Origin of the sequence: Streptosporangium sp. NBC_01469 (assembly GCF_036227305.1) — a bacterium.
GTDB lineage: Bacteria > Actinomycetota > Actinomycetes > Streptosporangiales > Streptosporangiaceae > Streptosporangium.
In genome coordinates this window covers 5,737,204-5,749,477 of record NZ_CP109465.1, presented here as the reverse complement: position 1 = coordinate 5,749,477, position 12,274 = coordinate 5,737,204, and the positions used below count along the sequence as shown (strand labels likewise).

General features: G+C 71.1%; 11 protein-coding genes. 7 read left to right on the top strand and 4 right to left on the bottom strand.

All coding sequences use genetic code 11. The features are described 5' to 3' along the window. Positions 1–10: 10 nt before the first annotated feature. Genes OG587_RS25200 through OG587_RS25180 form a run of 5 tightly spaced genes read left to right on the top strand, consistent with a single transcriptional unit; the run spans position 11 to position 5,413 of the window. Positions 11–1,354 carry an ABC transporter substrate-binding protein gene (locus tag OG587_RS25200; protein ID WP_329079395.1) on the top strand — a complete coding sequence of 448 codons (1,344 nt, stop codon included), beginning with the start codon at positions 11–13 and terminating at the stop codon, positions 1,352–1,354. A 6-nt stretch (positions 1,355–1,360) separates the two neighbouring features. Further along, on the top strand, positions 1,361–2,302 hold the full coding sequence (locus tag OG587_RS25195) for a carbohydrate ABC transporter permease (RefSeq protein ID WP_329079393.1): 942 nt from the start codon (positions 1,361–1,363) through the stop codon (positions 2,300–2,302). Beyond that, on the top strand, positions 2,299–3,189 hold the full coding sequence (locus tag OG587_RS25190) for a carbohydrate ABC transporter permease (protein WP_329079391.1): 891 nt from the start codon (positions 2,299–2,301) through the stop codon (positions 3,187–3,189). Before OG587_RS25195 ends, OG587_RS25190 begins: the two co-directional genes overlap by 4 nt. Next, positions 3,186–4,445, top strand: a complete 1,260-nt coding sequence (locus tag OG587_RS25185) for a 6-phospho-beta-glucosidase (protein ID WP_329079389.1) — start codon at positions 3,186–3,188, stop codon at positions 4,443–4,445. The genes OG587_RS25190 and OG587_RS25185 overlap by 4 nt, the downstream gene beginning before the upstream one ends. Then, positions 4,442–5,413, top strand: a complete 972-nt coding sequence (locus OG587_RS25180; RefSeq protein WP_329079387.1) for an N-acetylglucosamine kinase — start codon at positions 4,442–4,444, stop codon at positions 5,411–5,413. Before OG587_RS25185 ends, OG587_RS25180 begins: the two co-directional genes overlap by 4 nt. A gap of 158 nt (positions 5,414–5,571) precedes the next feature. Here OG587_RS25180 and OG587_RS25175 read toward each other — a convergent pair whose 3' ends face one another. Next, positions 5,572–6,552: a LysR family transcriptional regulator gene (locus OG587_RS25175; RefSeq protein WP_329079385.1), complete on the bottom strand. Its 981-nt coding sequence runs from the start codon at positions 6,550–6,552 to the stop codon at positions 5,572–5,574. Between the two features lie 211 nt (positions 6,553–6,763). Here OG587_RS25175 and OG587_RS25170 point away from each other — a divergent pair, with 211 nt between their 5' ends. Further along, positions 6,764–7,822 (top strand): SDR family oxidoreductase, encoded by a 1,059-nt coding sequence (locus OG587_RS25170; RefSeq protein WP_329079383.1) that lies wholly within the window; start codon positions 6,764–6,766, stop codon positions 7,820–7,822. A 24-nt stretch (positions 7,823–7,846) separates the two neighbouring features. On the opposite strand, the gene OG587_RS25165 is transcribed toward OG587_RS25170, so the two are convergent. The 3 genes from OG587_RS25165 to OG587_RS25155 form a co-directional block, all read right to left on the bottom strand. Continuing rightward, a complete protein-coding gene (locus OG587_RS25165) occupies positions 7,847–8,782 on the bottom strand; it encodes a nucleoside hydrolase (RefSeq protein ID WP_329079381.1) in 936 nt (311 codons plus the stop codon). A 223-nt stretch (positions 8,783–9,005) separates the two neighbouring features. Then, entirely contained in the window at positions 9,006–9,482 is a 477-nt protein-coding gene (locus tag OG587_RS25160; protein WP_329079379.1) for an Lrp/AsnC family transcriptional regulator, read from the bottom strand. 47 nt (positions 9,483–9,529) lie between these two features. Further along, complete coding sequence (locus OG587_RS25155) at positions 9,530–11,122, bottom strand: sensor histidine kinase (protein ID WP_329079377.1); 1,593 nt, start codon at positions 11,120–11,122, stop codon at positions 9,530–9,532. Between the two features lie 154 nt (positions 11,123–11,276). Here OG587_RS25155 and OG587_RS25150 point away from each other — a divergent pair, with 154 nt between their 5' ends. After that, on the top strand, positions 11,277–12,248 hold the full coding sequence (locus tag OG587_RS25150; protein ID WP_329079376.1) for a pirin family protein: 972 nt from the start codon (positions 11,277–11,279) through the stop codon (positions 12,246–12,248). Positions 12,249–12,274: the final 26 nt, after the last annotated feature.

The window sequence follows — 12,274 nt, the reverse complement described above, 5'->3', positions numbered from 1 at the left end:
GGCAGCCGTCGTGCACCGACGCTTTCTCACCTTCGCCCTGGCCACCCTGACGGCCACCACCCTGACCGCCTGCACCGCGGGCACGCAGAGCGCGCCCGCGCTGGGCTCGCAGCCCAAGCCCTCGGGCTCCGCCTCCGCCGCGCTGCCGGCCTCCACCATCGAGCTGTGGCACGGGTTCTCCGCGCCCGCCGAGGTCAAGGCGTTCGAGGACGCCATCGCAGGATTCCGCACGAAGTTCCCCCAGATCACCGTCAAGCTGGTCAAGGGCGTGCAGGACGATCAAATCACCCAGGCGGTGCGCGGCGGGAAGGCCCCGGACGTCGCCTCCTCGTTCACCACCGACAACGTGGCCCAGTGGTGCCGCAGCGGAACGTTCCAGGACCTCACCCCGGTGATCAAGCAGGACGGCATCGACCTGTCCGTGCTGCCGGAGGTCTCGCGCTCCTACACCGAGTACGACGGCAGGCGGTGCGTGATGCCGCTGCTCGCCGACGCGTACGGGCTCTACTACAACAAGGCCCTGATGAAGGGCTCCGAGCCGCCCAAGACGCTCTCGGAGCTGACCGAGCTGACCAAGAAGCTCACCGTCCGCGACGCCGACGGGACCATCAAGGTCGCCGGGTTCATGCCGAGCTTCCAGTACTACGAGAACTCCGCCTCGCACCTGGCCCCGATGGTCGGCGCGACCTGGTACAAACCGGACGGCACCTCGGCGGTCGGCTCCGACCCGGCGTGGAAGGAGCTGCTGCGCTGGCAGAAGGAGCTCGTCGACTGGTACGGGTACGACAAGCTGGAGAAGTTCCGCAAGAGCCTGGGCCAGGAGTGGTCGGCCGACCACCCCTTCTACAAGGGCAAGATCGCCATGGTCCTGGACGGCGAGTGGCGCAACGCCATGATCGCCAACGAGGCGAAGGACATCGACTACGGCACCGCGCCGCTCCCGGTCTCCGACACCAAGCCCGACCTGTACGGCAGCGGCTTCACCGCGGGCACCGTGATCGGGGTGCCCAAGGGCGCCAAGAACCCGCAGGCCGCCTGGGAGCTGGTCAAGTATCTGACCACCGACACCTCGGCGCTGGTCACGCTCTCCAACGCGCTGCGCAACGTGCCGACCACCAAGGCGTCGCTGGAGTCGCCCGACCTGGTCAAGGACGCGAACTTCCAGACCTTCCTCGACATCTTCGCCCACCCGAAGACGAGCACGGTCCCGGCCAACGTCAACAGCACCTTCAACCAGGACTCGCTGCAGGAGTTCCTGGTCAAGTGGGAGAACGGCTCGGCCACCGACCTCGACGCCGGGCTCGCCGCGGTGGACAAGCGTCTCGACGACAAGATGAAGCTCTCCGGGGGCTGATCCTCGATGAGCATCGTCCACGCCGCGCCGCCCCGCCGGTGGCGCGGCGAGGGCCTCAAGGCCCTCCTTTGGATGTCACCCTGGCTGGTGGGGTTCGCGGTGTTCTTCGCCTACCCCCTCGCGGCGACGGTCTACTTCTCCTTCCACCGCTACGACCTGTTCACGCTGGAGTTCGTCGGCCTGGACAACTACCGTTACCTTCTGGTGGACGACCGGGCCTGGGCGGCCATCAGGAACACGCTGTGGCTGGTGGTCCTCATGGTCCCCGCGCAGGTGCTCTTCGGGCTGGGCGTGGCGTGGCTGCTCACCCGGCTCAAGTCGGGCGCCGGCCTCTTCCGCACGGTGTTCTACCTGCCGTCGCTGATCCCGGTGGTGGCCGGCACGGTCTCCTTCGTGTTCCTGCTGAACCCCTCGGGACCGCTCAACCAGTTCATCGAGCTCTTCGGGATCGCCGCGCCCGACTGGTTCGGCGACAAGGACTGGTCCAAGCCCGGCCTGACCATGCTGGCCATGTGGGGCATCGGCAACACCATGATGATCTTCCTGGCCGCCCTGCTGGACGTGCCCAAACACCTGTACGAGGCCGCGGCCATCGACGGGGCGGGGGCGTGGCGACAGTTCAGGAGCATCACGCTGCCGACGATCTCGCCGGTGCTGATGTTCTCGACGGTCACCGGCGTCATCTACGCCCTGCAGTACTTCACCCAGGCGATGATCGCCTCCCGGGTCGCGGCGGGGGTCACCGACTCCCCCGGCAGCACCTTCGTGCCCGGATACCCCGAGCTGTCGACGCTGACGCTGGCCCAGTGGCTGTTCCACGTGGGCTTCCGCGACTTCAGCATGGGATACGCCTGCGTGCTGGCCCTGCTGCTGTTCGCGTTCTCCACGGTCTTCACCCTCATCCTGCTCCGCAGGTTCCGCGCGTTCGACGAAGGAGGAGACCGGTGACCGCCCTGACCACCCCGGCCCCCCTGGCCAAGCGGCCCGCCGGGGCCGCCGCGCGCGGCCCGCGCGGCCGCGCGGTCCTGTACTGGATCGCCACCCACGCCCTCGCCATCGCGCTGTCGCTGATGTTCCTCGGCCCGCTGGTGTTCGTGGCGCTGACGGCCGTCATGAGCAACGACCAGGCGCTCACCGGCGACCTGTGGCCCCGCACCTGGAACTGGTCCAACTTCGCCGACGTTTTCGCCAGGTCACAGCTGCTGGCCTGGCTGGGCAACACGTTCCTGTACGCCGGGCTCGGCACCGCGTTCATGCTGCTGTCGTCGATCCCGGTGGCGTACGCGATGGCCCGCTTCCGCTTCCGGGGGCGCAGGCTGGCCTTCCTCGCGGTCATCACGATGATGATGCTGCCGCCCCAGGTCGTCGCGGTGCCCGTCTATCTCATCTGGGCGCGGCTGGACCTCACCGGCACGCTGTGGCCGCTGATCCTGCCGATGCTGTTCGGCGACGCCTTCTCCATCTTCCTGCTCCGGCAGTTCCTGGTCACCATCCCCAGGGAGTACACCGAGGCCGCCAGGGTGGACGGCTGCTCGGACTTCCGGACCCTCGTCAAGGTGATCCTGCCGATGGCGCGTCCGGCGATAGCGGCGGTGGGCCTGTTCCAGTTCTTCTACTGCTGGAACGATTACTATGGTCCGCTGCTCTACGCCCAGACAAACGAGGCAAACTGGACGCTCTCCCTCGGGCTGGCGTCCTTCCGGGCACTGCACAGCGTGCAGTGGAACCTCACCATGGCGGCGACCCTGCTCGTCATGGCCCCGGTCATCATCGTGTTCTTCTTCGCCCAGAGGGTTTTCATCGAGGGCGTCACGCTGACAGGAGTAAAAGGGTGAAACTCGCCGTTGTCGGGGGCGGCTCGACGTACACGCCGGAGCTGATCGACGGGTTCGCGCGGCTGCGCGACGAGCTGCCGCTGACCGAGATCGCGCTGGTCGATCCGGACACCCACCGGCTGGATCTGGTGTCCGGCATGGCCCGCCGGATGCTGGCGCGGGCCGGGCATCCGGCCACGGTCGTCGCGACCACCTCGGTCGAGGAGGGCGTCGCCGGGGCGCACGCGGTCCTGCTGCAGCTGCGCGTCGGCGGCCAGGCGGCGCGGAACGTGGACGAGACGCTGCCGCTGGAGTGCGGCTGCGTCGGGCAGGAGACGACCGGCGCGGGCGGGCTGGCCAAGGCGCTGCGCACGGTGCCGGTGGTGCTGGACATCGCGGAGAAGGTCAGGAGGCACGCGCCCGGCGCCTGGATCGTCGACTTCACCAACCCGGTCGGCATCGTCACCAGGGCGCTGCTGGAGGGGGGGCACCGGGCCATCGGCCTGTGCAACGTGGCCATCGGCTTCCAGCGCCGTTTCGCCGCGAACCTGGGCGTCGCCCCCGAGAGGATCTCACTCGGCCACGTCGGCCTGAACCACCTCACCTGGGAACGGTCCGTCCACCTGGACGGGGTGGACGTGCTGCCGAAGCTGCTGGAGAGCCACGCCGAGGAGATCGGCCGGGACGTCGGCCTGCCCGCCGCGCTCATCCGCCACCTGGGCGTGGTGCCCTCCTACTACCTGCGCTACTTCTACGAGCACGACCTGGTGGTGGAGGAGCAGCGGACCAAGCCGTCGCGCGCGGCCGAGGTCGCGGCGATGGAGAAGACCCTGCTCGAGCTGTACGCCGACCCCGCGGTGGACACCAAGCCCGAGCTGCTGGGCAGGCGCGGCGGCGCCTTCTACTCCGAGGCCGCGGTGGCGCTGATCGCCTCGTTGGCCGGCGACCGCGGCGACACCCAGGTGGTGAACCTGCGCAACGACGGCACGCTGCCGTTCCTGCCCGACGAGGCGGTCATCGAGGTCCCGGCCACGATCACCTCTGCGGGTGCGACCGCGCTGCCCGTCGACCCGGTGGAACCCCTCTTCGCCGGGCTCATCGCCCACGTCACGGCGTACGAGACGCTCGCGCTCGAGGCCGCGCTGCACGGCGGCGAGGACCGCGTCGCCGACGCGCTGCTGGCCCACCCGCTGATCGGCCAGGCCTCGCTCTCCGGCGACCTGGCCAGGCGCCTGATCGAGGCCAACCGCGGGCACCTGTCCTGGGCGACCGCGTGAGAACGGTCCTGGCGGTCGACGGCGGCAACAGCAAGACCGACATCGCGCTCGTCGCCGAGGACGGCTCGGTCCTCGCCACCGGGCGCGGCGGCGCCTTCCAGCCGCAGACCGCGGGGGTGGGCGTCGCGATCGACGCGATCGGCGACACCGTGCGCTCCGCGCTCGGCCCCGGCACGGCCACGCCCTACGCCGACCACGTGGCCGCGTACGTGGCGGGCGCGGACCTGCCGGTGGAGGAGGAGGCGCTCCGCGAGGAGATCCTCGCCCGGGGGTACGGCAGGGAGGCGACCGTCGGCAACGACACCTTCGCGCTGCTGCGCGCCGGGGCCTCCGGGCCCTCGGGGGTGGCCGTGGTGTGCGGCGCGGGGATCAACGCGGTGGCGGTCTCCCCCTCGGGGGAGGTCGCGAGATACCCCGCGCTGGGACGGCTCACCGGCGACTGGGGCGGCGGCCTCGGTCTAGGCGAGGAGACGCTCTGGCACGCCGTGCGCGCCGAGGACGGCCGGGGTCCGGCCAGCGCGCTGGTCCCCGCGGTCCGCGAGCACTTCGGCACCCGCACCGTCGAGGAGGTGTCCCTCGCCGTCCACTTCGGCGAGCTTCCCTACGGCAGGCTGAACGAGCTGGTCCCGGTGCTGATGGCGGTCGCGAACCGGGGGGACGGGGTGGCCCGCTCACTGGTGGCGCGGATGGCCGAGGAGGTCGTCGTGCTCGCGGTGGTCGCGATGCGCCGCCTGGATCTGCTCTCCGTCCCGATGGAGGTGGTCCTGGGCGGAGGCGTGCTCACCGCCCGCGACCCGCTGATGAGCGAGCTGTTGGAGCGGGGCTTCGCCGAGAGCGCCCCGCAGGCCAAGCTGATCGTCGCCGACGTCGCGCCCATCATGGGCGCCGCCCTCCTGGGCCTGGACGCCCTCGGTGCCACCGAGGGGGCGAGGGCCCGGCTCCGGGCCCACTTCCACGCCCTGACATGACGGGGTGACCGGGGCGGGGTGACATCGCGCCGCGCACGGCCCGCGTCTCACGGCGCGGGCCGCGGCGCGCGGGGACGGGGAGCGCGTACGACCCGGGACGGGCGGGCCAGGGGGCGCTCAGTGGGTCGTCCGAAGCGAGCCGCTCAGGGGCGGGCCGCTCAGCGCAGGCCGCTCAGTGGGTCGTCCGAAGCGGGTCGTTTCCGAAGCGGGTCGTTCAGGAGGCCGGGCGGGCGTCCCGCGAGGGAAGCGGGGGGAAGGAGCGTGGCCGCCGCGCTCTCGGCGAGCAGGGTGAGGAAGGCCCCGCCGAGGGCGTCGAACCCGGTGCGCGCGTAGGCGGTGAGGACCCGGGTCACGGCGGGCCTCGGCCGGAGGATGTGGCCCTCGTACCCCCCTGGCACGATATTGGCGGGGATGAGCGCGGGCCCGAGCCCGGCGGCCGCGAGGGTCGGGGCCGACGCCGTCTGCTCGGTGCGCACCGCGATCCTGGGCTGGAATCCGGCCTTCGCGCAGGCGCGGTCCAGGATGTCGGCCAGGCCGTTACCGGGGGCGTAGTGGACCCAACGGCGGTCGCGGAGATCACCCAGATCCACCGAGGACGCCCCGCCGGACGCGAGGGGGTCGCCGGAGGAGACGGCCACGACGAACTCCTCGACGCCGAGCGTGCGCACCGGCCCCGCCCAGGACGCGGGCCGGGGACCGACGGCGAGGTCGGCCTGCCCGCTCGCCATCGCCTCCGCCAGCTCGTCGGCGTGGCGGTGTTCGAAGAGCCTGACGTCGACCCCGGGATGGAGACCGCTCCAGGCGCGCAGCGCGGCGGGCAGCACGCCCAGGCTGACCGAGTAGACCGTCGCCAGCCGCAGCTCTCCCCCGGCCAGCCCGGTCGTCTGGCGTACGGCCGACAGGGCGCGGGCCGCGTCGGCGAGGGCGGCTCGCGCGTGGGGCAGCATCGCGCGCCCGGCCGCCGTGAGGTGGACGGCCCTGGGCAGCCGTTCGAGCAGTGAGGCGCCGACCGACCGCTCCAGCGCCCGGATCTGGTGCGACAGGGCCGGTTGCGTGACGTGGAGGATCTCGGCGGCCCGCGTGAAGGAGCCCTGGTCGACGATGGTCACCAGGTATTCGAGCTGTCGCAGGCTCAGCATGCGCAAAAATTATCAGAGCCCCATAAATCATGACTTTGGGTCATGTAAAGCTTCGAGCACCCGCGACGTCCGCCATAAACGACGCTCATGGCCGCGACAAGAAACAAGCCTTGGACTCATAGGGAGGGAGCCCCGCAGAATCGGATCGCACGGCACCGGCACGGGAACGTGACCGCGCGCCGGCCCATCCGCACCGATCGGGAGAAGAACGATGAGCACCCAGCCCAAGGTCGCCCTCGTCGTCGGCGCTCAGGGGGTGATCGGCCGCAACCTGGTCGACCACCTCGCGGCGCTCGGCGACTGGGAGGTGATCGGCCTGTCGCGCCGCGGCGGGGAGAGCGCGGGACGGGTCCGCCACGTACGGGTCGACCTGCTCGACCGGGACGACTGCGCCAAGAAGCTCGGCGAGCTCACCGACGTGACCCACGTCTTCTACGCCGCCTACCAGGACCGGCCGACCTGGGCCGAGCTCGTTCCGCCCAACCTCGCCATGCTGGTCAACGTCGTCGACGCGGTCGAACCGGTGGCTCCGGGCCTGCGGCACGTCAGCCTCATGCAGGGATACAAGGTCTACGGCGCGCACCTGGGTCCCTTCAAGACCCCGGCCCGCGAGAGCGACCCGCACCACATGCCGCCGGAGTTCAACGTCGACCAGCAGAACTTCCTGGAGGAGCGTCAGAAGGGCTCCGGGTGGACGTGGACGGCGATCCGCCCGTCCGTGGTGTGCGGCTTCGCCCTCGGCAACCCGATGAACCTGGCCATGGTGATCGCGGTGTACGGCGCGATCTCGAAGGAGCTGGGCCTGCCGCTGCGCTTCCCCGGCAGGCCGGGGGCCTACGACACGCTGCTGGAGATGACCGACGCGGGACTGCTGGCCAGGGCGACCGTCTGGGCGGCGACCGACGAGCGCTGCGCCAACCAGGCGTTCAACGTCAACAACGGCGACCTCTTCCGCTGGAACGACATGTGGCCGAGGATCGCCGGGTTCTTCGACCTGGAGGTGGCCCCTCCCCTGCCGATGTCGCTCGACGTCGTCATGGCCGACAAGGAGCCGCTCTGGGACGCCATGACCGAGAGGTACGGGCTGGAGCCGCACCCGTACAAGGACGTGTCCTCCTGGGCCTTTGGCGACGCCGTGTTCTCCTGGGACTACGACTTCTTCGCCGACGGTTCCAAGGCCCGGCGCTTCGGCTTCCACGAGTACGTCGACACCGAGGCGATGTTCCTGGACATCCTCGGCGACCTCCGCCGCCGCAGGATCATCCCCTGAGGAGTCCGTCCCGCGAAAGCGGCCTCAGGGCTCGATCGACTCCGCGACCCGGGCGTAGACGGTCAGCAGGAGGTCCCAGAAGCGGCCCACGTCGAGGGAGGTGCCGACCAGGGCGTTGGGGGCGCGGCCCCGGAGGGCGAAGTCGGTCACGGTCATCCCGGCGGTGAAGCGGCCCGCCGTCTCGACGTCCACGACGGCGGGTTCGAGGGTGATCAGCGACGGGTCGATCAGGTGGGCGATCGCGCAGGCGTCGTGGATCGCGGGCCCGTCCTCGGCGGTGATCGTGCCGTAGAACCGCACGCACGGCAGGAGCAGGTCGGCGCCGAGCCTGCCCATGGCCGCCATGCGGTCCGCCACCGCCTCGGTGGTCACGGCGCCGCGGCTCACGTCGAGACCGATCATGGTCACCGTCCAGCCCGCGCCGAAGACGACCGCGGCGGCCTCCGGGTCGGCGGCGATGTTGAACTCGGCCGCGGGAGAGAAGTTGCCCCGCGTGTAGGACCCGCCGAGGATCGTGAGGCCCCGAGCCCAGCTCACGATCGCGGGCTCCCTGAGCACGGCGAGCGCCACGTTGGTGAGCGGGCCGATGGCGACCAGGGTCACCTCGCCCGGATCGGCCCGGAGCGTCTCGATGATGAAGTCGACGGCGTGCCCGGCGGCCGGCGGGAGCGACGCCGGGGGCAGCAGCGCCTCCCCGAGGCCCGAGTCCCCGTGCACCCCGGCCGCGTTCACCCGGGGGCGCAGGAGCGCGCCCGCGCTGCCCGCGACGACCGGCACCCCGCTGAACCCCAGGAACTCGCGGAGCCGCAGCGCGTTGTCGGTGGTCCTGGCCAGCTCGACGTTGCCGCCGACCGTGGTGATCCCCAGGATCTCCAGATCGGGGCTCCCGTGGGCGAGGACGAGCGCCAGCGCGTCGTCGATCCCCGGGTCGCAGTCAATGATGATCTTTCTGGGAGGCATTCGTCCAGCTTGGATCAATCACCTCACTCCCGGCAAATCAGGAACAACCTCCCGAGGAGAGGAGAGCGGGCCGGTCGCCACCTTCGGGGAAACGGTCCTTCGTACGCGCTCCCCGAAGCGGGGAGCGGGCCGGTCATCGCCTTCGGGGAAACGCCGACGGCCCTTACCGCACGTGGGCCGATCACCGCGCCCGGGGAAAACACCGGCGGACCCGCCCCGGAGGTCAGGCGCGCTCCTCGGGCTTCCCGTTCTCCTGACCCGCCGGCTCCGGGGTGCGGTGCTCGTACGGCGTGCTGAGCACGACCGTCGTGCGGGTGGAGACGTTGGCGGCGGTGCGGATCTGGTTCAGCAGCTCCTCGAGCGCGATCGGCGAGGCCACCCGGACCTTGAGGATGTAGCTCTCGTCCCCGGCCACGCTGTGGCAGGCCTCGACGGCGCTCAGATGGGCCAGCCGCTCCGGGGCGTCGTCGGCGGCGGCAGGGTCGATCGGCTTGATGGAGACGAACGCGGTGAGCGAGAGCCCGATGGCGTCGTAGTCGACCAGCGCGGCGTACCCGCGCAGCACCCCGCGCTTCTCCAGCCGGCGCACCCGCTGGTGCACCGCCGACACCGAAAGCCCGGTCTCCCTGGCGAGATCGGTGAAGCTCATCCGGCCATCCTTGGCCAGCAACGTGACGATACGGCGGTCGATCTCCTCCATCCGGTAAACGGTAACGGCATTCGGATCCCGCACGTACCGTCCGCGTGTCACGGCACGGTCCCAACCGCGATCTCCGGGGGCCCCTCCCGTTCCGGCGCGACGGCCCCGGCGGGCAGCGTGATGACGAAGCGGGCACCCCCGGTGTGCTCGGTGTCCAGCCGGATCGTGCCGCCGTGCTGCTCCACGATCTTCCTGCAGAGCGCCAGGCCGATCCCGGTGCCCTCGTAGGCGTCCCGCTGGTGCAGCCGCTGGAAGATGACGAAAATCTTGTCCGCGAAGTTGGGCGAGATGCCGATGCCGTTGTCGGTCACGGTCATCCGCACCTCCCCGTCGAGCCGCTCGGACTCGATCGTGACCCGGGGCGCGCGGCCGGGGTCGCGGAACTTCAGGGAGTTGCCGATCAGATTCTGCCAGAGCATCACGAACTGGGTCCGGTCCCCGACGACGGCGGGCAGGTCCCCGACCTCGATCTCGGCCCCGGACTCCTCCACCGCCGCCGAGAGGTTGGCCAGGGCTCTGCCGACCACGTCGTTCAGGTCCATCTCGACGGGTTCCCTGGCGACGCGGCCCACCCGGGAGAAGGTGAGCAGCTCGTTGATGAGCACCTGCATGCGCTTGGCGCCGTCCACGGCGAAGTCGATGTAGGTGTTGGCCCTCTCGTCGAGCTGGGAGGCGTACCGCTGCTGGAGCATCTGGCAGAAGGAGGCGATCTTCCGCAGCGGCTCCTGCAGGTCGTGCGAGGCCACGTAGGCGAACTGCTCCAGCTCCGCGTTGGAGCGCTTCAGCTCCTCGGCCTGGGCGGCGATCCGCAGCCGGGAGCCGCGGGCCTCCTCCAGCTCGGTGACGATGCGCCGACGCATCGCCTCCATGTCGTCGGCCAGCTCCGCGAGGTCGGCGGGGCCGCCGGTGTCGACGTGGTGCGCGAAATCTCCCATGGTGACCCGGCGGGAGGCCTCGCGGAGACGGGCCAGGGGTCCGAACACCGCGATCCTCAGCAGCACCGCCACCGTGACGATGGTGATCAGGAAGGCGGCCAGGATGCCGAAGAAGGTGGCGTCCCTGACCGTGCGGGCGGCCTCCAGGTCGGCACGGGCCAGCTCCCTCGCGTGGCTCCAGGCGACGTTCTGGGTGTCGAGCGCCTTCCTGACGGCGTCGAAGGAGCGCTTGCTCTCCTCGGCCTGCTCGGCGCTCACGCTCTCCGGGCCCTTCTCCCTGACGCTGGCGATCATCGGTTCCGCGTAGCGGGTCCGCCAGTCGGCGGCCCGCCGCCCCACCTCCTGGAGTGCCGCCAGCGGTTCCGTGCCCGGCACCAGCCGCGCGATCTGTGACGACACGACGAGCTCGTCGCGCCGCCCCTCCACGTACGGCTGCAGGAACTCCTCCTTGCCGGTGATGACGAAGCCCCGCACCCCGGTCTCCTGGTTCAGCAGGGTCGCCTGCAGGCGCTCCGCCTGGATCCTGCCCACCGAGATGTGGTCGATCAGCCTGTTGGAGGCGGACGCCGCGTTCTGCAGGACCGTGGCGCCGACAATCGCCGACACCCCGAGCAGGAGAGTCATGGCGAGCAGCACGACGTTGAACCACGTCTGCGCGCTCCAGCGGCTCTTCCGAGATCCGCGGGAAGGTGTCTCGGTGGTCAACGGCCTCTCACTTCATACGGTGTCGTCCCGCCGGAGCGGCGGGTGCCCGGCGGGGTGGACGAAAGATACCGGAACGAGCCGCCCTCCACGCATGCGATCCCGCCCCCGGGATGGCCCTGCCCATGCCGCCGGGATCGAGTCGTACAGTCACGGCATGAGCAACCTGGAAACGGATCCGCGGGAGTCGGCCTGCGGCGGCCTCGCGGACGTGGCCGCGGAACCGGTGAACGAGCTGCTGACCGGCCGGGACGTGGTGCTGGGCGGTCCCCGGGCGATGAGGGTCACCAGGACCCTGCCGAACCGGGACGTCAGGATGGTCGGCGCGTGGTGCTTCGTCGACCACTACGGCCCCGAGCGGGCGACGATGCACGTCCCCCCGCACCCGCACACCGGCCTGCAGACCGTCAGCTGGCTCGTGGAGGGCGAGGTCCTGCACCGCGACAGCGTCGGCAGCGAGCAGCTGATCAGGCCGGGCCAGCTCAACCTGATGACCGCCGGGCGGGCCATCTCCCACGCGGAGGAGTCGCCGTCCGAGGCCGTGCTGCACGGGGTCCAGCTGTGGGTGGCGCTCCCCTCCGCCGCCCGCGGGGGCGCCCCGGCCTTCGAGCACCACCCGGTGCTGCCCACGCTGACAGCGCCGTCGTCGCCGTCGTCGCCGGGCGTCACGGTGACCGTCATCATGGGCGAGCTGGGCGGTGTCACCTCCCCGGCGACGGTCCACACCCCGCTGGTCGGGGCCGAGGTGACGCTGGAGGCGGGCGCCGGGACCTCGGTCCCGCTCCGTCCCGGCTTCGAGTACGCCGTGCTGGCCCTGTCCGGCACCGTGCGGGTCGGCGGTACGGACCTCTCCCCCGGCCCGCTGCTCTACCTGGGCAGCGGACGCTCGGAGCTGGCCGTGGAAGCCGAGGGGGCCGGGCGGCTGCTGCTCCTCGGCGGCGAGCCGTTCGAGGAGCGGATCGTCATGTGGTGGAACTTCGTCGGCCGCAGCCACGAGGACATCGTCCGGTTCCGGCGGGAGTGGATGGAGGGCGAGGGGTTCGGCACGGTGCCCGGCGCGGGAGCCGCCCCGCTGCCCGCGCCCGAGCTGCCCCTGACCCCCCTCAAGGCCCGCGGGCGCCGCCGCTAGCGGTCAGAACCCGGGACGCCGCCACC

Excerpts from the sequence above, each read along its gene's own strand:
- OG587_RS25195 (WP_329079393.1), top strand. The coding sequence starts at position 1,361 with ATGAGCATCGTCCACGCCGCGCCGCCCCGCCGGTGGCGCGGCGAGGGC.
- OG587_RS25175 (WP_329079385.1), bottom strand. The coding sequence starts at position 6,552 with ATGCTGAGCCTGCGACAGCTCGAATACCTGGTGACCATCGTCGACCAG.
- OG587_RS25170 (WP_329079383.1), top strand. The coding sequence starts at position 6,764 with ATGAGCACCCAGCCCAAGGTCGCCCTCGTCGTCGGCGCTCAGGGGGTG.
- OG587_RS25165 (WP_329079381.1), bottom strand. The coding sequence starts at position 8,782 with ATGCCTCCCAGAAAGATCATCATTGACTGCGACCCGGGGATCGACGAC.
- OG587_RS25160 (WP_329079379.1), bottom strand. The coding sequence starts at position 9,482 with ATGGAGGAGATCGACCGCCGTATCGTCACGTTGCTGGCCAAGGATGGC.
- OG587_RS25150 (WP_329079376.1), top strand. The coding sequence starts at position 11,277 with ATGAGCAACCTGGAAACGGATCCGCGGGAGTCGGCCTGCGGCGGCCTC.